General features: G+C 61.2%; 20 protein-coding genes. 3 read left to right on the top strand and 17 right to left on the bottom strand.

The window, feature by feature from the left end; genetic code table 11:
- Positions 1 to 67 precede the first annotated feature (67 nt).
- Both ftsH and ACN9MU_RS13680 read right to left on the bottom strand, forming a co-directional pair.
- Positions 68 to 1,957, bottom strand: coding sequence for an ATP-dependent zinc metalloprotease FtsH (ftsH, locus tag ACN9MU_RS13685; protein WP_426171348.1), 1,890 nt, complete (start codon positions 1,955 to 1,957; stop codon positions 68 to 70).
- Between the two features lie 154 nt (positions 1,958 to 2,111).
- Positions 2,112 to 2,759, bottom strand: a complete 648-nt coding sequence (locus ACN9MU_RS13680; protein WP_130313709.1) for an RlmE family RNA methyltransferase — start codon at positions 2,757 to 2,759, stop codon at positions 2,112 to 2,114.
- Positions 2,760 to 2,803: 44 nt separating this feature from the next.
- Between ACN9MU_RS13680 and yhbY the strand changes: the two genes are divergently transcribed.
- Entirely contained in the window at positions 2,804 to 3,265 is a 462-nt protein-coding gene (gene yhbY, locus ACN9MU_RS13675) for a ribosome assembly RNA-binding protein YhbY (RefSeq protein ID WP_426171346.1), read from the top strand.
- 102 nt (positions 3,266 to 3,367) lie between these two features.
- On the opposite strand, the gene ACN9MU_RS13670 is transcribed toward yhbY, so the two are convergent.
- From ACN9MU_RS13670 to pstS, 15 genes are all read right to left on the bottom strand, one after another.
- Positions 3,368 to 3,781 (bottom strand): DUF4149 domain-containing protein, encoded by a 414-nt coding sequence (locus tag ACN9MU_RS13670; RefSeq protein WP_426171345.1) that lies wholly within the window; start codon positions 3,779 to 3,781, stop codon positions 3,368 to 3,370.
- Positions 3,781 to 4,257 (bottom strand): transcription elongation factor GreA, encoded by a 477-nt coding sequence (greA, locus tag ACN9MU_RS13665; protein WP_426342481.1) that lies wholly within the window; start codon positions 4,255 to 4,257, stop codon positions 3,781 to 3,783. The genes ACN9MU_RS13670 and greA overlap by 1 nt, the downstream gene beginning before the upstream one ends.
- Positions 4,258 to 4,355: 98 nt before the next feature.
- Entirely contained in the window at positions 4,356 to 7,574 is a 3,219-nt protein-coding gene (carB, locus tag ACN9MU_RS13660; RefSeq protein ID WP_426171342.1) for a carbamoyl-phosphate synthase large subunit, read from the bottom strand.
- Entirely contained in the window at positions 7,575 to 8,738 is a 1,164-nt protein-coding gene (gene carA / locus ACN9MU_RS13655) for a glutamine-hydrolyzing carbamoyl-phosphate synthase small subunit (protein ID WP_426322979.1), read from the bottom strand. It abuts the gene before it with no gap.
- A gap of 187 nt (positions 8,739 to 8,925) precedes the next feature.
- Positions 8,926 to 9,567, bottom strand: a complete 642-nt coding sequence (locus tag ACN9MU_RS13650; protein ID WP_426344732.1) for a hypothetical protein — start codon at positions 9,565 to 9,567, stop codon at positions 8,926 to 8,928.
- Positions 9,568 to 9,569: 2 nt separating this feature from the next.
- Complete coding sequence (locus ACN9MU_RS13645) at positions 9,570 to 10,256, bottom strand: substrate-binding periplasmic protein (RefSeq protein ID WP_426344731.1); 687 nt, start codon at positions 10,254 to 10,256, stop codon at positions 9,570 to 9,572.
- Between the two features lie 49 nt (positions 10,257 to 10,305).
- Entirely contained in the window at positions 10,306 to 10,710 is a 405-nt protein-coding gene (locus ACN9MU_RS13640; RefSeq protein WP_426171335.1) for a heme-binding protein, read from the bottom strand.
- 18 nt (positions 10,711 to 10,728) lie between these two features.
- A complete protein-coding gene (locus tag ACN9MU_RS13635) occupies positions 10,729 to 11,709 on the bottom strand; it encodes a patatin-like phospholipase family protein (protein ID WP_426171333.1) in 981 nt (326 codons plus the stop codon).
- A gap of 75 nt (positions 11,710 to 11,784) precedes the next feature.
- Positions 11,785 to 13,098 carry a phosphate regulon sensor histidine kinase PhoR gene (gene phoR, locus ACN9MU_RS13630; RefSeq protein ID WP_426344730.1) on the bottom strand — a complete coding sequence of 438 codons (1,314 nt, stop codon included), beginning with the start codon at positions 13,096 to 13,098 and terminating at the stop codon, positions 11,785 to 11,787.
- Positions 13,095 to 13,787 (bottom strand): phosphate regulon transcriptional regulator PhoB, encoded by a 693-nt coding sequence (phoB, locus tag ACN9MU_RS13625; protein ID WP_057263163.1) that lies wholly within the window; start codon positions 13,785 to 13,787, stop codon positions 13,095 to 13,097. Before phoB ends, phoR begins: the two co-directional genes overlap by 4 nt.
- Entirely contained in the window at positions 13,788 to 14,486 is a 699-nt protein-coding gene (phoU, locus tag ACN9MU_RS13620) for a phosphate signaling complex protein PhoU (RefSeq protein WP_426171329.1), read from the bottom strand.
- Between the two features lie 24 nt (positions 14,487 to 14,510).
- Positions 14,511 to 15,275, bottom strand: coding sequence for a phosphate ABC transporter ATP-binding protein PstB (pstB, locus tag ACN9MU_RS13615; RefSeq protein WP_426171328.1), 765 nt, complete (start codon positions 15,273 to 15,275; stop codon positions 14,511 to 14,513).
- 12 nt (positions 15,276 to 15,287) lie between these two features.
- Positions 15,288 to 16,145 (bottom strand): phosphate ABC transporter permease PstA, encoded by an 858-nt coding sequence (gene pstA / locus ACN9MU_RS13610; RefSeq protein ID WP_426171327.1) that lies wholly within the window; start codon positions 16,143 to 16,145, stop codon positions 15,288 to 15,290.
- Positions 16,142 to 17,107: a phosphate ABC transporter permease subunit PstC gene (gene pstC / locus ACN9MU_RS13605; protein ID WP_426171326.1), complete on the bottom strand. Its 966-nt coding sequence runs from the start codon at positions 17,105 to 17,107 to the stop codon at positions 16,142 to 16,144. The genes pstA and pstC overlap by 4 nt, the downstream gene beginning before the upstream one ends.
- Positions 17,108 to 17,355: 248 nt before the next feature.
- Positions 17,356 to 18,399 (bottom strand): phosphate ABC transporter substrate-binding protein PstS, encoded by a 1,044-nt coding sequence (gene pstS, locus ACN9MU_RS13600; protein WP_426171324.1) that lies wholly within the window; start codon positions 18,397 to 18,399, stop codon positions 17,356 to 17,358.
- 135 nt (positions 18,400 to 18,534) lie between these two features.
- Here pstS and ppk1 point away from each other — a divergent pair, with 135 nt between their 5' ends.
- Together ppk1 and sixA are read left to right on the top strand one after the other, a co-directional pair.
- On the top strand, positions 18,535 to 20,601 hold the full coding sequence (gene ppk1, locus ACN9MU_RS13595; RefSeq protein ID WP_426322968.1) for a polyphosphate kinase 1: 2,067 nt from the start codon (positions 18,535 to 18,537) through the stop codon (positions 20,599 to 20,601).
- Positions 20,602 to 20,622: 21 nt separating this feature from the next.
- Positions 20,623 to 21,090, top strand: a complete 468-nt coding sequence (sixA, locus tag ACN9MU_RS13590) for a phosphohistidine phosphatase SixA (protein ID WP_426171320.1) — start codon at positions 20,623 to 20,625, stop codon at positions 21,088 to 21,090.
- Positions 21,091 to 21,237 lie beyond the last annotated feature (147 nt).

The following is a 21,237-nucleotide window of genomic DNA, read 5'->3' as shown; positions in this document are numbered from 1 at the left end:
GGCATAGTGGCGGAAAAAGGGGACGTAACACATTTAAATGTGTTACGTCCCCTTTTTTGAAAAGCGATTAAGCTGGGGCGGTGGCGTTCGGGTTCGGGTTGGAACCCGAGCCGCCGTCAGCGCCTGGCTGTTTGCGGATGGTGGTGCCAGCCTTCGGCGGGCGCGGCTCCTGGCCAGCCATGATGTCGTTCACCTGGTCCGCATCAATGGTTTCCCATTCCAGCAGGGCCTTGGTCATCACTTCGACCTTTTCCCGGTTCTCTTCCAGCAGCTTGCGCGCCAGGGCGTATTGCGTGTCGAGGATGGTGCGGATTTCCGCATCCACTTTCTGCTGGGTCGCTTCCGAGATGGTCTTGTTGGCGCCGCCCAGCCAGCCGTCGTTCTGGCTGTCTTCATATACCATCACACCCAGCGCATCGGACATGCCGTACTTGGTGACCATGGCACGGGCCAGCTTGGTGGCGCGGGCGAAGTCGTTGGAGGCGCCGGTCGACATCTGGCCGACGAAGATCTCTTCCGCGATACGGCCGCCGAACAGGATGGAAATCTCTTCCAGCATCTTGTCCTTGTAGCCCGAAATATTGTCGTGCTCAGGCAGCTGCCAGGTCAGGCCCAGGGCCCAGCCGCGCGGCATGATGGTTACTTTGTGGACCGGGTCAGCCTTCGGCAGCAGCTTGGCCACCACGGCGTGGCCGGACTCGTGGTAAGCGGTGTTGCGGCGCTCTTCTTCGCGGATTACCATGGACTTGCGTTCCGGGCCCATGAAGATCTTGTCCTTCGCATCTTCAAAGTCGATCATGTCGACCAGGCGCTTGTTGCGGCGCGCGGCAAACAGTGCGGCTTCGTTAACCAGGTTGGCCAGGTCGGCGCCGGAGAAGCCCGGGGTGCCGCGTGCCAGGATGTCGGCTTTCACGTCGGTGCTGATCGGCACCTTGCGCATGTGGACGTTCAGGATCTGTTCGCGGCCGCGGATATCCGGCAGGCCAACGGAAACCTGACGATCGAAACGGCCTGGACGCAGCAGCGCCTTGTCCAGCACGTCGGCACGGTTGGTTGCGGCAATCACGATCACGCCGGACGATGCTTCAAAGCCGTCCATCTCAACCAGCAACTGGTTCAGGGTCTGTTCGCGCTCGTCGTTGCCGCCGCCCATGCCGGCGCCACGATGGCGGCCCACAGCGTCGATCTCGTCGATGAAGATGATGCAAGGCGAATGCTTCTTGGCGTTCTCGAACATGTCGCGGACACGGGATGCACCCACGCCGACGAACATTTCAACGAAGTCCGAACCGGAAATCGAGAAGAACGGCACCTTGGCTTCGCCAGCAATGGCGCGCGCCAGCAGGGTCTTACCAGTACCTGGAGGACCAACCATCAGCACGCCGCGTGGAATGCGGCCGCCCAGTTTCTGGAACTTGGTCGGATCTTTCAGGAAGTCGACGATCTCGGTCACTTCCTCTTTGGCTTCATCGCAACCTGCCACGTCGGCGAAGGTCACGGTGTTATTCGTTTCGTCCAGCATGCGCGCCTTCGACTTGCCGAAGGAGAACGCGCCGCCCTTGCCGCCGCCCTGCATCTGGCGCATGAAGAATACCCACACGCCGATCAGCAGCAGCATCGGGAACCAGGACACGAAGACCTGTTGCAGGATGCCCGGCTCTTCCGGCGGCTTCACATCGAAGCGCACGCCATTGTCGCGCAGGTCGCCGATCAGGCCGCGGTCGAGGAAGGTGGAGGTGGTGCGGACTTTGGAATCGTCAACACGGGTGGCAGTAATGGTCTGCCCTTCAATCAGGACATCTTTCACGCGCTTCGCTTTGACCTCATCCAGCAGATCGGAATAAGCGATAGGCTTTGCGCCGCCGGCGATGCTGTGGCTGTCAAATTGCTTAAACAGCATAAATAACAGCAAGGCTACAACGACCCAGATAGCCGATTTGGAAAACATGTTATTCACGAAAACTCCTTGGATGCGAAAGCGCACCAGTTACCTGTAGCAGAAATTCGATTTTACTCGTTAAACCCGGGCCGTGCTACAAACCGGCCCTATGGTGCACACTCCTGCGCCGGATATGTGGGTTTTTCCAGCTAAATCAAGAGCGAAAATGGCATTATTCCACCGGATTTTTCAGCCCGCGGCCCAGCAAGAAGATTTCCGACGATTTATCGCGGCTGGCTTTCGGCTTTTTCTGCACCACGGTCTTGAATTCGCGCCGGAATTTCTCGACGATCTGGCTGAATCCCAGGTCCTTGAAGCATTTCACCAATAAAGCGCCACCCGGTTTCATATGGTGCTGGCTGAAATCGATGGCGATATCGATAAGGTCTTCCATACGGGCAGCATCGGCTACCGCAATACCGGATAAATTGGGCGCCATATCGGATAGCACAAGGTCCGCCTTGCGGCCTTGCAGCACTTCGGCCAGCTGGTCGAGGATTGCCTGCTCGCGGAAGTCGCCCTGGATGAAGTGCATGTCGGCAATCGGCTCCATCGGCAGGATATCCAGGCCAATCATGGTGCCATTGATGCCCCCGCCCTCCTTGCCCGCCAGCTTGCGGCGGGTGTACTGGCCCCAGGAGCCGGGCGTGCAGCCCAGGTCCACGATCACCTGGCCGGGCTTGATCAACTTGGCATCTTCGTCGATCTCTTTCAGCTTATAGGCTGCCCGGGCACGGTATCCGTCCTTCTGGGCGGCCTTCACGTACGGATCGTTAATATGGTCGTGCAACCAGTTTTTGTTTATTTTGTTCTTAGCCATTAGCGTAGAATACTGCCTTTAAGAGAACCTATCCAAAAATAACTATGCTGAACCTTACTCCTGCCGAACGCAGCGTCCTGCGCGCCGAAGCCCATGGCCTGAAGCCTATCGTCCTCGTTGGCGAATCCGGCCTGACCCCTTCCGTGATGAAGGAGATCGAGCTGGGCCTGGATTCCCACGGCTTGATCAAGGTGCGCGTTTTCGGCGATGACCGCGAAGCCCGCATCGAAATGTACGAAACCATTTGCGAAAAGACCGGCGCCGCGCCGGTCCAGCATATCGGCAAGCTGCTCGTGCTGTACCGCCCGCGCGTGGAAGCCGAGAAGGCCTCGACCGGCAAGGCCGGCAAAGGCATGCGCATGGTAACGATCGTCAAGCCAAGCGCCTCCGGCACCAAGAAGCCATCCGTGAGCAAGGTCCTGCTGAAGGGGAACGAACGCGTTACCGCTGGCGGTACTATCAAGCGGGTCAAGAAGAAGGTTGGCACCAAGAAGTCGGCTGCCTAAAGCCGGTAGCCCGGTGCCTGACCCGCAGGGTCAGACACCCCGACACGCGACGATCGCTGGCCAAGTGTCTGACCCTGCGGGTCAGACATTGACTTGCCGGTTTTACTGCTTCCAGACCAGCCAGCCAGCCAGCAGGCTCTGCGCCAGGTAGATACTGCTCGAAATCCCATGCAGCTTGCCGAAGCTGCCGTCGCCCGAAGCCTTCGCCGCAGCCATCATCGGCTGCAGGCCAAAGTGCGAAACCACCGTACACATCACCATCGCCACCACGATCAGCAGCACCGAGCGGCGGCGCTTTGGCGTCCAGTCGCGGGTGCCAAAGAACAGCAGCACGCCCATGGCGGCGCCGCAACCCAGCGATAGCATGGCCTGGGCATGGAACATCAGGCCGGCAATCGATCCGGCCAGTACGCGGTCCAGCGATGCGAACAGGGCCGGCGCCACCAGGTAGCCGACCGCCCACAGGCTGCCAGCCCACAGGGCGGCCACCAGCAGGCGTACTTTCGCCAGCAGCATCAAACGTAGCGTACGTCGATGATCTCGTATTCGCGCGGGCCGGACGGGGCCTGCACTTCCACCACGTCGCCGGCGTATTTGCCGATCAGGGCGCGGGCGATCGGCGAAGTCACCGACACCTTGCTCATCTTCAGGTCGGCTTCATCGGTGCCGACGATCTGGTAGCTCACCTTCTGGCCTGATTCCAGGTCTTCCAGGTCCACGGTGGAGGCGAACACCACGCGGCCTTCCGCGTCCAGGGTGGATGGGTCGATGATCTGGGCCGAGCTCAGCTTGCCTTCCAGTTCCGCGATACGGCCTTCGACGAAGGCCTGGCGCTCCTTGGCGGCATCGTATTCGGCGTTTTCGGACAGGTCGCCGTGCGAACGCGCTTCGGCGATGGCATCGATGACAATGCGGCGTTCCTTGGTCTTGAGCTGGTGCAGCTCTTCTTTCAGGAGTTCAGCGCCGAATTTGGTGAGTGGAACGGAATTCATATCTGTCTCTAGTCAAATTGCTAAAAAGCACAGAGCCCGCGCCATGCTTCAGCGCGGGCTCTGTGGTTATATTGTCAAGCGTACTACTTTACCGGGTCTTAGTTTAAAGACTTATGCAGGCCTTGTAAATCGTACACACGCAATTCGTCCAGGTGGCGGATACCGGCCACGGCGGCCTCAGCACCGGCGATGGTGGTGTAGGTGGTCACGCGGGCCGCCAGCGAGGAAGTACGGATGCTGCGCGAGTCGTTGATCGCGGTACGCTTCTCTTCCACGGTGTTGATCACCAGGACGATTTCGTGGTTCTTGATCATGTCGACCACGTGCGGACGGCCTTCGGACTTCTTGTTCACCGGGGTGACAGGAATGCCGGCTGCCTCGATCACGGCGGCGGTGCCCTTGGTGGCGCACAGGGTGAAGCCTGCATCGACCAGGTCCTTCGCCACTTTCACGGCGCGCGGCTTGTCCGACGCTTTCACCGACAGGAATACCTTGCCCGAGGTCGGCAGCTTGACACCGGCGCCCAGCTGCGACTTCACGAAGGCTTCCGCGAAGGTGGTGCCAACGCCCATCACTTCACCGGTCGATTTCATCTCCGGCCCGAGGATGGTGTCCACGCCAGGGAATTTCACGAACGGGAACACGGCTTCCTTGACGCTGAAGTAAGGCGGCACGACTTCTTTCGTGATGCCCTGCTCTGCCAGCTTCTGGCCGACCATGCAGCGTGCGGCGATCTTGGCCAGCTGCAGGCCGGTCGCCTTGGAAACGTAAGGCACGGTACGCGAGGCGCGCGGGTTCACTTCCAGCACGAAGACGACGTCCTTGCCATCCTGCTTCTGGATCGCGAACTGCACGTTCATCAGGCCAACCACGTTCAGGCCCTTGGCCATCAGCGAGGTCTGGCGCTTCAGTTCATCGATGGTTTCCTGCGACAGCGAGTACGGCGGCAGCGAGCAGGCGGAGTCGCCCGAGTGCACGCCGGCCTGTTCGATGTGCTCCATCACGCCGCCGATGAAGGTGGTGTCGCCGTCGGAGATGCAGTCCACGTCGCACTCGATGGCGTCGTTCAGGAAGCGGTCCAGCAGCACTGGCGAGTCGTTCGACACCTTGACCGCTTCGCGCATGTAGCGCTCCAGGTCGCGCTGCTCGTGCACGATTTCCATCGCACGGCCGCCCAGCACGTAGGAAGGACGCACCACCAGCGGGTAGCCGATTTCCTGTGCCAGCGCCAGCGCTTCTTCTTCGGTGCGCGCGGTGCGGTTAGGCGGCTGGCGCAGGCCCAGGTCCTGCAGCAGCTTCTGGAAGCGCTCGCGGTCTTCCGCGGCGTCGATCATGTCCGGCGAGGTGCCGATGATCGGCACGCCGTTGGCTTCCAGGTCCAGCGCCAGCTTCAGCGGGGTCTGGCCGCCATACTGCACGATCACGCCAACCGGTTTTTCCAGGTCGACGATTTCCAGCACGTCTTCCAGGGTCAGCGATTCGAAGTACAGGCGGTCGGAGGTGTCATAGTCGGTCGACACGGTTTCCGGGTTGCAGTTGACCATGATGGTCTCGTAGCCGTCTTCGCGCATGGCCAGTGCGGCGTGCACGCAGCAGTAGTCGAATTCGATACCCTGGCCGATACGGTTCGGGCCACCGCCCAGCACCATGATTTTTTTCTTGTCGGTCGGGTTGGACTCGCACTCTTCATCGTAGGTCGAGTACATGTAGGCGGTGTCGGTCGAGAACTCGGCGGCGCAGGTGTCGACGCGCTTGTACACCGGACGGATGCCCAGTTCGCGGCGCTTGTTGCGCACGGCGGTGTCGCCGCATTGCAGCAGGTAGCCCAGGCGGCGGTCCGAGAAGCCCTTCTGTTTCAGCTTGTACAGGGTGTTCTTGTCCAGGTTTTCCAGCTTCTGGGTGTCGAGCCACAGTTCCAGGTCGATGATTTCCTTGATCTGCACCAGGAACCACATGTCGATCTTGGTCAGCTGGTACACCTCTTCCAGGGTGAAGCCCTGGGCGAAAGCGTCGCCGACATACCAGATGCGGTCCGGGCCTGGCTCGCCCAGCTCCTCTTCCAGCTTCTCGCGGTCGACGGTCTTCTGGTTCATGCCATCCACGCCAACTTCCAGGCCGCGCAGGGCTTTCTGGAACGATTCCTGGAAGGTGCGGCCAATCGCCATCACTTCGCCCACCGATTTCATCTGGGTGGTCAGGTGGTGGTCGGCGGTCGGGAATTTCTCGAAGGTGAAACGCGGCACCTTGGTCACGACGTAGTCGATCGAAGGCTCGAACGAAGCCGGGGTTGCGCCGCCGGTGATCTCGTTGCGCAGTTCATCCAGGGTGAAACCCACGGCCAGTTTCGCCGCCACCTTGGCGATCGGGAAGCCCGTGGCCTTCGATGCCAGTGCCGAGGAACGGGACACGCGCGGGTTCATCTCGATGACGATCATGCGGCCGTCTTTCGGGTTGATCGAGAACTGCACGTTGGAGCCGCCGGTATCCACGCCGATCTCGCGCAGCACTGCCAGCGAGGCATTGCGCATGATCTGGTATTCCTTGTCGGTCAGGGTCTGCGCTGGAGCGACGGTGATCGAGTCGCCGGTGTGCACGCCCATCGGGTCCAGGTTTTCGATCGAGCACACGATGATGCAGTTGTCCGCCTTGTCGCGCACCACTTCCATCTCGTACTCTTTCCAGCCCAGCAGCGATTCTTCGATCAGCAGCTCATTGGTTGGCGATGCTTCCAGGCCGCGTTTGCAGATCGCTTCGAATTCTTCTTCGTTGTAAGCGATGCCGCCGCCGGAACCGCCCATGGTGAACGATGGACGGATGATGGTCGGGAAGCCGACTTCCTTCTGCACCGCCCACGATTCTTCCATCGAGTGCGCCACGCCGGAACGTGCCGAACCCAGGCCGATCTTGGTCATCGCATCCTTGAACTTGGCGCGGTCTTCGGCCTTGTCGATGGCTTCCGGGGTCGCGCCGATCAGTTCGACCTTGTACTTGTCCAGCACGCCGTTGCGGTGCAGGTCCAGCGCGCAGTTCAGCGCGGTCTGGCCGCCCATGGTCGGCAGGATCGCGTCAGGACGCTCCTTGTCGATGATGCGCTCCACAACCTGCCAGGTGATCGGCTCGATGTAGGTCACGTCGGCCATTTCCGGGTCGGTCATGATGGTCGCCGGGTTGGAGTTCACCAGGATGACCTTGTAGCCCTCTTCGCGCAGCGCTTTGCAGGCTTGCGCGCCGGAGTAGTCGAATTCGCAGGCCTGGCCGATGATGATCGGGCCGGCGCCAATAATCAGGATGCTTTTAATGTCAGAACGTTTTGGCATTTATTTCTTCTCCGCGGCATTCATCATGTTGATGAAGCGGTCAAACAGGTAGGCGACGTCGGTCGGGCCAGGCGATGCTTCAGGGTGGCCCTGGAAGCAGAAGGCCGGCACGTCGGTGCGGGCGAAGCCCTGCAGCGAACCGTCGAACAGCGACACGTGGGTCACGCGGCAGTTGGCCGGCAGCGTGTCCGCATCCACGGCGAAACCGTGGTTCTGCGAGGTGATCATCACCTTCTTGCTGTCCAGGTCCTGCACCGGGTGGTTGGCGCCGTGGTGGCCGAACTTCATCTTCAGGGTCTTGGCGCCGGACGCCAGTGCCATGATCTGATGGCCCAGGCAGATGCCGAACACCGGGATCTTCTTCTCCATGAAGACTTTGGTCGCTTCGATCGCGTAGTCGCATGGCTCAGGGTCGCCGGGACCGTTGGACAGGAACACGCCGTCCGGGTTCAGCGACAGCACGTAGGCGGCGGAAGTCTGCGCCGGCACCACGGTCACCTTGCAGCCGCGCGAAGCGAGCATGCGCAAGATGTTGCGCTTGACGCCGAAGTCGTAGGCGACAACGTGGAATTTAGGGTCAGCTACCTTGCCATAGCCTTTGCCCAGTTCCCATTCGGTCTCGGTCCACTCGTACACTTCCGGCACGGTCACGACTTTTGCCAGGTCCATGCCCGCCAGGCCAGGGAAGCTGCGTGCCAGTTCCAGTGCCTGCTGCACGGACGGCTCGTTGCCCTGCACGCCGGTCACGATGGCGCCGGCCTGGGCGCCCTTCTCGCGCAGCACGCGGGTCAGCTTGCGGGTGTCGATACCGGCGATGGCGACGATGTTCTCGGCCTTCAGGTAATCGGTCAGCGATTGGCTGGAGCGGAAATTCGAGTGGATCAGCGGCAGGTCGCGGATGATCAGGCCTGCGGCGTGGACTTTGGAAGCTTCGACGTCTTCGGTATTGATACCGTAGTTGCCGATGTGGGGGTAAGTCAGGGTGACGATCTGGCGGGAATACGATGGATCGGTCAGGATTTCCTGATAACCCGTCATGGAGGTATTGAAAACGACTTCGCCCGTCGTGTGACCGGCAGCGCCAATGGAAATACCTTTAAAGATTGTTCCGTCGGCTAGTGCCAGGATGGCTGGAACGGCTGGGCCAGAAAAAAATGGCGGCAAGGGCAACTCCTGATTAAGTTACCGTAGCGACGCCACTCAGACAACCCACGGGTGTACGGGCGCAATGCCGGGCTCGCGGGTCAGATGATGATGGATGTGTGAGGTAGGCGCTACGGTCGAATGGTAATTGGCTAAACCTTTGAATTATAACCCAAAGTTCCTTCAACGGCAAGCCCCTGCCGGAGCATCACCGGCCTTGGCGGAGGGCCTCGGCCAGGCGCGGCACCAGCGCCGCATGGCGTTTGTGCAGGAACAGGTAAAGCGGCACTTCTTCCAGTGGCGGCAGCAATTGCAACAGGTCCGGGTCGTGCCCCTGCATCGCCAGCACCTCCTTGTTGCTGCGGCCCATGATGGCGATATCGCAACCGCCGGCCTTCAGCATGCGCAATAAGGACGCATCGTTGTCCAGGCGATGGCGCGGCATGCCGGCCGTGCGCTCTTCCGTGAAGTTATAGCCCCGCCGCATGCAGAGTGTGTGGCCGCGCAGCGACTTCCAGCCGCGCGACACGTCGATCTTCTTATAGGAATAGGCAGTTGGCGCGTACATATAGATCGGCTCCGGAACTGCCACCAGTTGTGGATAGCTGCTGGCGGCCAGCATGGTGCGTCCGATCGCGCCATCCAGCTTGCCTTCATTGACAAGCACCATGCCGCGTTCAGCGGACAAGGCACTCACCTTGACGCCCAGCCCGGCACGGTGAGCTGCGGCTTCAACGGTTTTCCACGCCTCGAGATGGGCTGGCGTATCCGGGATCACGAAGAGCTGCAGGTCCTGGCCTGGCACGGGCGCTGAAGCCAGCGCGCACAGCAAGGCGACCAGGACTTTCATCGCTACTCCCCTTCGCCAAGCAGCTTATGCATGGTGCCGTCGGCCCGCATCTGCTTCAGGGCGGCGGCAACCTTGGGCACCAGCGCCGCATGGCTCTTGTGCAGGTAGATATAGAGGGGCATGATTTCCATCGGCGGCAGCAGGCGCTGGAGCGGCGGGTCCGCGGTCATGGCGGCGCGCGCCAGCGCATTATTGCGCTCCATGACAGCGACATCGCAACCGCCGGCTGCCAGCATGCGCAGCATGGTCGCCTCGTCGGCCAGCACCTGGCGCGCCAGGTCCTTGGTGCGCTGGTCGGTCTGGCGCAGGCCGCGGCGAATGCACACCGTGTGCGAGCGCAGGGATTCCCAGCCGCCCGTCACGTCGAAGCGTTTATAAGAGAACGCCGTTGGTGCGTATTGGTAGATCGGCTCAGGTACCTGGACCAGGTTGGGGTAGTTTTTTTCGAGGCCGGAGGAACGTCCGACGTCGCCATCGGTCGTGCCTTCATTAGCCAGCACGGCCGAGCGCTCGGGCGACACCTCGCGCACCACCGCATTGATGCCGGCGCGCTGGAAAGCGACTTCCGCCGCTTTCCACAAGTCGGCATGGGTGGTGCTGCGCGAGATGACGGACAGCTGCAGCTCTTCAGCGTGCAGCGGCACCGACAGGATGATTGGACCAAGCAGCAAGGCAAACGGCAGTCTCATAACTCCCCCTTGCCTGTATTCTAGGAAGTCATTGCTTCAATTGCAAGATTTAAGCCAGTGCAGCAATACCCGCCTTGGCGATTTGTGCATCTTCGCTGGACTTCACGCCCGACACACCCACCGCGCCGATGGTGTGGCCATCGACCACGATATTGACGCCGCCTTCCAGCGGCGCTTCCACCATCGGCACGCCGACGAAGGAAGTTCGGCCGCCGTTGATCATGTCTTCGTAGATCTTGGTTTCGCGGCGGCCCAGGGCCGACAGGCGTGCCTTGGCAGGCGCGATGTGCGACGACAGTGGCGCCGCGCCATCCAGGCGCTGGAGCCACAGCAGGTGGCCGCCGTCGTCGACGATGGCGATGGTGACGGCCCAGTTGTTCTTGCTTGCTTCCGCCTCGGCGGCAGCGGCGATTTTCTTGATGTCGTCCAGGGACAGCACTGGCTTGGTGATCATTCTCTCGTTTCCTGATAATTATGGGGCCGGCGTTTCGCGGCGCGCCTTCAGCTTTTGCTTCAGTTGCGGCATGACGGCCAGGGTTGCACGCTCGCCCGCCTGCATGGCGCCCGAGCGGTTGGTGAATTCCGCGGAACCCATCTTGCCCAGCGGCGGCTGGATTACGATGTCGGCATCGCGCAGTTCAAGCTGGTTGATGCGCTGGCCCATGATGGAGAAGGTCTGCATGATGACCTCCAGCGAAGAATTGGTGGCCTGCGCCTCGGCCTGGGTCGAAATATTCACCGCGATGATGAATTCCGCGCCCATTTCACGCGCAAAGCGCACCGGCACCGGCGCCACCAGGCCGCCATCCACGTAGGTGTGGTCGCCGATCTTCACCGGCTGGAACACGCCCGGCACAGCCGAGCTGGCGCGCACAGCCATGCCGGTATTCCCGCGCTGGAACAGGATGGGCTGGCCAGTTTTCAGGTCCGACGCCACGGCGCCGAACGGCATTTTCAGCTTCTCGATGACGCGGTTGCCGACAGCCTTGTTGACGAAGGATTGCAGGGCCTCGCCCTTCAGCACGCCGGAAGACTTGCCGAACAAGGGCAGCGCCCAGTCGGAAATGGCCGATTCATCGAGGTCGACGGCCATCTTCTGCAGGGCTTTGGCATCGTTGCCGGCCGCATACAGGGCGCCGACCACGGAACCGGCACTGGTGCCGACCACGATATCCGGCACGATGCCCTGCGCTTCCAGCGCCTTGATCACGCCGATGTGGGCAAAGCCGCGGGCGGCGCCGCCACCGAGGGCGAGGCCGATCTTCACCTTGCGCTGCACTGGCGCAACCGGCGGTACCACAGGGGGCTGTACCGGCGGTTCAACGGAAACCAGCGGCACGTCGGTCGATTTGATCGGCGGATCGAGTTCGGTGGTAACGGTATTGGGATTAGTCTGGCACCCGGCCAGCGCTGCGGCGGCCAGGATGGCAAAAGCGAAACGTTTCAAGTGCATGTAGTGGTTAATCTGCTCGTTTTTTTAGGCGAGCAGATTTTACCTAATAAATGGGGTACGTCCCCATTTTTCTTCTCAGGCAGCTTGCGCGGGCTCGACGGTGGTTGAGGCGAGCGATTTCGGCAGGCTGACCGTGAAGGTGCTGCCCTGCCCTGCCTCGGAGCTGATATTCAGCTTGCCGCTGTGGCGCAGCAGTACGTGCTTGACGATGGCCAGGCCCAGGCCGGTGCCCTGCGTCTCTCGCGAGCGGCTCTTGTCGACGCGGTAGAAGCGCTCGGTCAGGCGGGAAATATGCTCCGGATTGATGCCGATGCCGGTGTCCTGCACCTGGAACTGCACGCCGGTCGGCGTGTCTTCCCAACGCAGCTTGATGGTGCCGCCCGCAGGCGTGTAGCGCACGGCATTGGAGGCCAGGTTGCCGAAGGCGCTGTGCAATTCGTCCATATTGCCCATGACATCGCCGCCATGCAGTTCCAGCGAAATTTCATGCTTGCCGCCGGACAGCGCGCGCGCTTCGTGCAGCACCTGCTCCAGCAGGGCCGGGATGTTGACGTGCTCCGGGCGCATCGGGTGGTCGACCGATTCCAGGCGCGACAAGGTCAGCATGTCCTCGATCAGGTGCTGCATGCGGTGGCTTTGCTCGGTCATCAGCTTGAGGTGGGCGGCGCGGGTCTCCGCGTCCAGCTCCATCGAAGCGGCGATTTCCAGGAAACCGGCGATCACGGTCAGCGGGGTGCGCAGCTCGTGCGAGGCATTGGCGATGAAGTCGCGGCGCATCATTTCCGCGCGCTGGGTCTCGGTGATGTCGTGCGTGACCAGGATCTGGCGCCGGTTTTCAAACGGGATGATGTGCACGACCAGCTTGCGGCCGCGGAAGTTCAGCGTCAGCGGCTGGTCGTAGCGGCCCAGGATCAGGTAATCCATGAAGTCCGGGCTGCGCACCAGGTTGGTCACGCGCATGCCCTTGTCGCGCGCTTGCTGCAGGCCCAGGTGCTCTTCCGCCGCCGGATTGCACCATTCGAGGAACAGCACGTCGTCCATGATCACGACGCCGTCCGGCAGCAGGTGCATGGCCTGGCGGAAGCGCGCCAGCCATTCGGTCAACTCGGCCTGGTTCTTTTCGTCGTCGCGGCGCAGGCGGTACAGGCGCGAGAAAATATTGGTCCACTCGCCCCAGCCATCAGGCAGGCGGCCCGACTCGGGCTTGTCCAGCCATTCGCTCAGCTGATAGAGGTACTTGAGCTGGATGAACACGGCAGCCAGCACGCCGGCAAAGGCGGTGACAATGCCGGCCGCCAGGCCAAACCACCACCACATCAGGCCCGCGCCTGCCAGCAGGAAGCCAAGCCGGATGGCGACAGGTACCCAGAACACGACTTTTGGATTCATGGCTTCTCGGTCAGCATATATCCCACGCTGCGCACGGTCTTGATCAGGTGCTCGGCATCCTTCAGCGCCTTGCGCAGTCGCAGCACGTGGACGTCCACCGTGCGCTCCTCGATCACCACATGGTCGCCCCACACCTTGTCCAGCAGCTGGCTGCGTGAGAACACGCGCTCCGGGTGGGCCATGAAGAACTTGAGCAGCTTGTATTCGGCGTGCCCGATGTCGATCTTGTTGTCGTTCATCGACACGGTGCAGCTGACCGGATCGAGCACCACCGGACCGGCCTTGAGCTGGGTTTCGGCCAGTTCGGGGCTCTTGCGCCGCAACAGTGCGCGAGCACGGGCCAGCAGCTCGCGCGGTGAAAACGGCTTGGTGATGTAGTCGTCGGCGCCGCCATTCAGGCCTGCCAGCTTGTCCTCTTCCATGCTCTTGGCCGTCAGCATGATCACAGGAACGGCGGCGAAGTGGCGGTCGCCGCGGATGCGGGCCAGCAGGCGCAGGCCGCTCTGGTCCGGCAGCATCCAGTCCAGCAACACCAGTTGCGGCGTGCGGGTCTGCATGACTTCCCAGGCTTCCTGCGTGGATTGTGCCACCACGCAGTTCCAGCCAGCTTCGCGCAGCGAGAACCTCACCAGCTCCACGATCGCCGGTTCATCTTCAACAATCAGTACAGTCGTTTTGTCGGATGCCATTTATTTGCTTGCTTCTTGGGTCGCTCCGTGGGAATGGCGGATATCCCTGCCTTCCACCACGTAGATCACGTATTCGGCGATATTCTTGGCGTGGTCGCCGATGCGCTCGATGGCCTTGGCCACCCACATCGTGTCCAGCGCTGCCGAGATTGTACGCGGATCTTCCATCATGAAGGTGATCAGGTTGCGCATGATGGAGCGGTATTCGTGGTCGATCACGGCATCCTGGGCGATCAGGTCCAGCGCGGCCTTTTCGTCGCTGCGCGCAAAGGCGTCCAGCGCATCGTGCAGCAGGTCGCTGGTGGCGGTGGCGATGGTGCGCACCATTTCATAGTGGTTCAGGGTCACGGCGCCGCGCCCGTGCAGGGCTTTGGCGATGCGCGCGATCTTGGCGGCTTCGTCGCCGATGCGTTCCAGGTCGGTGATCACCTTCAGGGTGGCCATCACGGTGCGCAGGTCGTTTGCGGTTGGCTGGCGTTTGACGATCAGGTGGCTGCACTGGTCATCCAGCTGCACTTCCAGCTGGTTGACGTTGGCGTCTTCGGCCACCACGCGTTCGGCGCGCTCCAGGTTGCCGATGCGGAAGCAGGTCATCGCGTCCAGGAACATGGTCTCGACCATGCCGCCCATCAGCAGCACTTTGGAGCGGATGCCTTCGAGTTCGGTGTCGTAAGCTTTGGAGGAATGTTCGCCCATCATAATCTCTTCTCTCTCTTCTTCTGGTTAGCCAAAACGGCCGGTGATGTAGTCCTGGGTCTCTTTGCGCACAGGATTCATGAAAATCTGGTCGGTTTCGCCGAATTCCACCAGCTCGCCCAGGTACATATAGGCGGTGTAGTCGGAGCAGCGCGCCGCCTGCTGCATATTGTGGGTCACGATGGCGATCGTGTAGTCCTCTTTCAGCTCGGAGATCAGTTCTTCGATCTTGGAGGTGGAAATCGGGTCCAGCGCGGAAGTCGGTTCGTCCAGCAGCAGGACATCCGGCTTCACCGCCACGCCACGCGCGATGCACAGGCGCTGCTGCTGGCCGCCGGACAGCGACAGGCCGCTCTTGGCCAGCTTGTCCTTCACTTCGCCCCACAGGGCGGCTTTTTTCAGCGCCCATTCGACGCGCTCGTCCATCTCGCCTTTCGACAGGTCTTCGTACAGGCGCACGCCGAAAGCGATATTGTCGTAGATCGACATCGGGAACGGGGTCGGCTTCTGGAACACCATGCCCACTTTGGCGCGCAGCATGTTCACGTCCAGGCCCGCTTCCAGGATGTTGTGGCCGCGGTAGCGGATGGCGCCTTCGGCGCGCTGGCCCGGGTACAGGTCGTACATGCGGTTCAGGGTGCGCAGCAGGGTCGATTTGCCGCAGCCGGACGGGCCGATGAAGGCGGTCACCTTCTTCTCGTGGATGTCGAGGTTGACGTTGTGCAGGCTGCGCGTCTTACCGTAGTAGAAGTTCAGGCCGGAGATTTCAATGATTTTGCTAGCTTGGGTCATGATCTGTACTCGTTATTTTGGTGCTTTTTGCGCAAACACGGTGCGCGACAGGATGTTCAGTGCCAGGACGCTGAAGGTCACGATCAGCGCGCCGCCCCAGGCCAGCTCGCGCCAGTTGTCGTATGGGCTCATGGCGAACTGGTAGATCACGACCGGCAGGTTCGCCAGCGGCTGGTTCATGTCGGCGCTGAAGAACTGGTTGTTCAAGGCGGTGAACAGCAGCGGCGCGGTTTCGCCGGCGACACGGGCCACGGCCAGCAGCACGCCGGTCATCACGCCGGCCTTGACGGCGCGCAGGCGCACCATCACGGACACTTTCCAGCGCGGTGCGCCAAGGGCGTAGGCCGCTTCCAGCAGCGAGTTCGGCACCAGTTTCAACATATTGTCGGTCGTGCGCACCACCACCGGGATCGCGATCAGCGACAGCGCGATGGAGCCGGCGTAGCCCGAGAAGTGCTGCACGTTCGCCACGTACAGCGCATACACGAACAGGCCGATCACGATCGACGGCGCCGACAGCATGATGTCGGTCACGAAGCGGGTCAACTGCGCCACCTTGTTCTCTTCGCCGTATTCAGCCAGGTAGATGCCGGCCAGGATGCCGATCGGGGTCGACACGGCCGTCGACAGGCCCACCATCATCAGCGAGCCGACGATCGCATTACGCAGGCCGCCGCCATCACTGCCTGGAGCAGGCGTGTCGCCGGTGAAGATCAGCACGTTCAGGGCGGAGAAGCCGTTGATCAGCAGCGTCGCCAGGATCCACAGCAGTGCGACCAGGCCGACCGACATGGCGCCGACCGACAGCGCCATGCCGACGCGATGGAAGAACAGGCGCTTGCGGTAGACAGGATTCTTGGTCTGGATCATTTGACGCCCTCCTTGCGCGACAGGCCCATCAGCATCAGCTTGGCGCCGGACAGGACAATAAAGGTAATGATGAACAGCAGCAGGCCCAGCGCGAACAGCGAGGACACGTGCAGCTTGCTGGACGCTTCGGCGAATTCATTGGCCAGCGTCGAAGCGATCGAGCTGCCCGGCGAGAACAGGGAGGTAGGCAGCTTGGCCGCGTTACCGATCACGAAGGTGACCGCCATGGTTTCGCCCAGGGCGCGGCCCAGGCCCAGCATGACGCCGCCCACTACGCCAGTCTTGGTGTACGGCAGCACAACCTTGCGCACCACTTCCCAACGGGTGCAACCCAGGCCGTAAGCCGATTCCTTCAGCACGGCAGGCACGATCTCGAAGACATCGCGCATCACGGAAGCGATGAACGGAATGATCATCACGGCCAGGATCAGGCCTGCGGTCAGGATGCCGATGCCCATGGTCGGGCCTTTGAACAGCGCACCGATAAAAGGCAAGGCGCCGAGGGTGGACTTCAGCAGCGGCTGCACGTATTCGCTGAACATCGGGGCGAACACGAACAGGCCCCACATGCCGTAGATAATCGATGGCACGCCAGCCAGTAGCTCGATGGCGGTGCCTAGCGGGCGGCGCAGCCAGACCGGGCATACCTCGGTCAGGAACAGCGCGATGCCGAAGCTGACCGGGAAGGCGATCAGCAAGGCGATACCGGCGCTGGCCAGCGTGCCGACGATGGCAATCGCGGCGCCGAACTGGTCGTTGACCGGGTCCCATTCAACGGTGGTGATGAAGCCAGGCCCGAACTCTTTCAGGGCAGGCAAGGCGCCATTGATCAGGGAAATGATAATGCCGACCAGTACAAACAGTACGGTCAGCGCAAAGACCATCGTGATCTTGTGGAAGAACCAATCCTGGATGCGCTGCTTGCGCACCACGGACTGCATGGCAGCAACGGAGGCACTCATGGTGGCGGGTTCCGATAACTGGAGGGGAGCTGGTGAGGTGATTTCTGCACTCATGATTTAGTTTTTTGGTTTAGCTAACCGGGGAGGCCTTCTGTTCAAGCCACCCCGCTTAGCTTCCTCTTTAAACCGGCACCCCGATCGGATGGCCGCCCCGTCTGACCCACAGGGTCAGACACCTGGCCTGCGGCTGCCGCGGGCCTAGGTGTCAGACCCTGCGGGTCTGACACCGGGGTGCCGGTTTCAGAAGATCAGTTCAGCGGCTTGCCCGAAGCATCCCTCAGGTTAGCCTTCCACGAACCCTGCACCAGCTTCACAACAGTGTCAGGCAGCGGCACATAGTCCAGTTCGACAGCAGCCGCATCGCCGTTCTTGAAAGCCCAGTCGAAGAACTTGATGACTTCCTTGCCCTTGTTCGCGTCAGCCTGCTGCTTGTGCATCAGGATGTAGGACACGCCGGTGATTGGCCAGGAGGTTTTGCCAGCCTGGTCGGTCAGCACCACGCCGAAGCCTGGGGTCTTGGTCCATTCTGCGTTGGCGGCAGCGGCCTTGAAGTTGTCGTCGTCAGGCTGCAGGAAGTTGCCGTCCTTGTTCTTCAGCTGGGTGTGAGCGATCTTGTTTTTCTTGGCGTAGGCCCATTCCACGTAGCCGATGGCGCCCTTGATACGCTGCACGTTGGCGGCAACACCGTCGTTGCCCTTGCCGCCCACGCCGGTTACCCATTTCACGGCGGTGCCGGCACCGATCTTGGTCTTGAACTCTGGGTTCACTTTCGACAGGTAGTCGGTGAACAGGAAGGAGGTGCCGGAGCCGTCAGCGCGGTGCACCACGGTGATTTCAGCAGCTGGCAGCTTCACGCCTGGGTTCAGGGCAGCGATCGCTGCGTCGTTCCACTGGGTGATCTTGCCCAGGTAGATGTCAGCCACAACCGGGCCGGTCAGTTTCAGCTGACCTGGAGCGATGCCGTCCAGGTTCACCACGGTCACCACGCCACCCATGATGGCCGGGAACTGCATCAGGCCGTCAGCGTCCAGCTCTTCCGCTTTCAGCGGCATGTCGGAAGCGCCGAAATCGACGGTCTTGGCTTTGATCTGCTTGATACCTGCGCCGGAACCGACGGACTGATAGTTCAGGCCATTGCCGGTGGATGCTTTGTAGGCTTCAGCCCACTTGGCGTAGATCGGATAAGGGAAAGTTGCGCCTGCACCGGTCATGTCCGCTGCGAAAGCGGTCGAGAATGCCATTGCCGCCGAAGCGCCAACAACGAAGGAGGTCAACAACTGTTTCATGCGCATATCAAAGGTCCTTTTCAGGGGTTGGGTTGAATGCTGCGCAGTGTATGACGTCAATATGACAGCTTTATGACACGTCAAAATTAAGTCTAGGACAAGGTCACAAACTTGTCATATTTCTCAAATATACTATTAGTTATGAAAACAGCATTCCTTGATCGGGAGCTGTCACAGCTGGCGTTCAACCGCCGCGTGATGGCCCAGGCAGAAGACGCCACCATCCCTGTGCTCGAACGATTGCGCTACCTGTGCATTGTCAGCAGCAACCTGGACGAGTTCTTTGAAGTAAGGGTCGCCAGCCTGCTGGCCGCCGCCAGCGTCGATGGCGACCTGGGCGATCACCCTGCCCTCGCGGCCACGCTGGAACGGGTCAGCCACGAGTGTCATGAACTGGTCAAGCGCCAGTACGAAATATTTAATACGGCAGTGTTGCCAGAAATGAAAGCCCAGGGCATCCACATCGTGCGCCACAGCCAGCGCAACGAAGCCCAACGGGCCTGGGTCAAGGATTATTTTGACCGCGAAGTACGCCCCCTGCTGACCCCGATCGGCCTCGACCCGGCCCACCCTTTCCCGCAAGTAGTAAACAAGAGCCTCAATTTCATCGTCGCGCTGAGCGGCAAGGATGCCTTCGGGCGCGGCACCGCCATTGCTATTGTCAAGGCGCCGCGCGTGCTGCCGCGCGTGATCCGCCTGCCCGACCATCTATCTAAAGAGGGCGGCGTGTCATTCTGCCTGCTGTCCTCCGTCATCCACGCCCATATTTCCGAAATGTTCGCCGGGCGCGATGTGATGGCGTATTCCCAGTTCCGGGTCACGCGCGACTCCGACTTGTGGGTGGATGAAGATGAAGTGAAAAACCTGCGCCAGGCGCTGAAAGGCGAGCTGCAAGGTCGCGCCTATGGCCGCTCGGTGCGGATCGAGGTGGCCAAGAACTGTCCGCCCGAACTGTCGCAATTCCTGCTCGACCAGTTCAGCCTGGACCAGAGCCGCCTGTACCGCGTCGACGGCCCGGTGAATATGGTGCGCCTGAACGAAATCGTGGAACAGGCGCGCCGCCCCGAGCTGCGCTTCCCGCCTTTCATCGCGGGCGTGCAAGCAAAGACCGTCAACAATGACATCTTCGCCACCATCCGCAAGCATGACATCCTGCTGCACCACCCATACCAGAGCTTCCAGACCGTGATCGACTTCATCCGCAGCGCGGCCTTCGATCCGGCGGTGGTGGCGATCAAGCAGACCGTCTACCGCACAGGCATGAACTCCGACCTGATGGAAGCGCTGATTGCAGCCGCCCGCAGCGGCAAGGAAGTCACGGTAGTGGTGGAACTGATGGCGCGTTTCGACGAAGAAGCCAATATCAACTGGGCCGACAAGCTGGAACAGGCCGGCGCCCAGGTGGTGTACGGCGTGGTGGGCCTGAAGACCCACGCCAAGATCGCCCTGGTGATCCGCCGCGATGAAGGCGGCCTCGGCTACTACGCCCACCTCGGCACCGGCAACTACCACCCCACCACGACCAAGTTCTATACCGACTTCGGCATCCTGACCTGCGGGCCGCAACTGGGCCGCGACGTCAACGAAGTCTTCATGCACCTGACCAGCCTGACCAAGCCGCAGCGCATGAACCACATCTGGCTGGCGCCGTTCTCGCTGCAAGACCAGATCATCAAAGCGATACGGAACGAAGCCAAAATCGCGAAATCCGGGCGTCCGGGCCGGATTATCGCTAAAATCAATGCATTAACCGATGAACCGGTCATCCGGGCGCTGTATGCCGCCTCGAAGGACGGGGTCAAGATCGACCTGATCGTGCGCGGCGCCTGCACCCTGATGCCGGGCGTGCCGGGATTGTCCGAAAACATCCGGGTGCGCTCCATCATCGGCCGCTTCCTTGAACATAGCCGCATCTATTACTTCCGCAACGACCTGGCCCATGACGTCATGCTGGCCAGCGCGGACTGGATGAACCGCAACCTGCTGCGCCGCATTGAAGTGGCGTTCCCGGTGCTGGACCGGGGCCTGAAACGGCGTGTCATTGCGGAAGGTTTGACGCCTTACCTGAAGGACAACTCCAACGCATGGGAGCTGGATTCGCACGGCCAGTATCACCGCCGCAAAGCACGCGGCAAGCAGAAGGCCTTCAGCGCCCAGCAGCATTTGATGGAGTTACTAGGTACGCCGGCCGATGCGCCGGCGGATTGAAGCCTGGTCACGGGAGGAAGCATGGACTTGATCTTGTGGCGCCACGCAGAAGCCGAACCATCCCAGCCTGGCCTGGAAGACCTGGAACGCACGCTCACGCCCAAAGGACATAAGCAGGCGCGGCGCATGGGCCAGTGGCTGGATTCCGTATTGCCGGAAAATTGCCGCATCCTGGTCAGCCCGGCCACGCGCACGGTGCAGACTGTGGCGGGATTGGGACGCAAGTACAAGGTCCACCCCGACCTGGCGCCGGGGGCGGACGCCGGCGATATCCTGAAGGCGGCCAACTGGCCGTCGTCGAAGGAATCGGTGCTCATTGTTGGCCACCAGCCTACGCTTGGCCAGGCTGCAGCCCTGTTGATGACAGGCGACGATAGCGATTGGGAGATGAAAAAAGGCGCTGCGTGGTGGTTTGTGCAGCGTGAAGCGGGCGATCCATCGAGCTTTTACCTCAAGGCAGTGATGCAGCCTGACCTCGTGACGAAATAGATCTTTCTGCTGGGCTTGTAATTGCTTAAATGGATGCTAGAGTTTAATTGTATCAACTCTAGGGAGCAGCCTCCGGAAACGTCGGCTGGTTTGTTATGTGGGTATTGTTCACCATGGGCATCTTCGGCGCCATGATCGCGTTAATCG

The organism is Pseudoduganella sp. R-32, assembly GCF_049913245.1.
Classification (GTDB): Bacteria; Pseudomonadota; Gammaproteobacteria; order Burkholderiales; family Burkholderiaceae_D; genus Rugamonas.
This window is presented reverse-complemented; position numbering and strand designations above follow the sequence as displayed.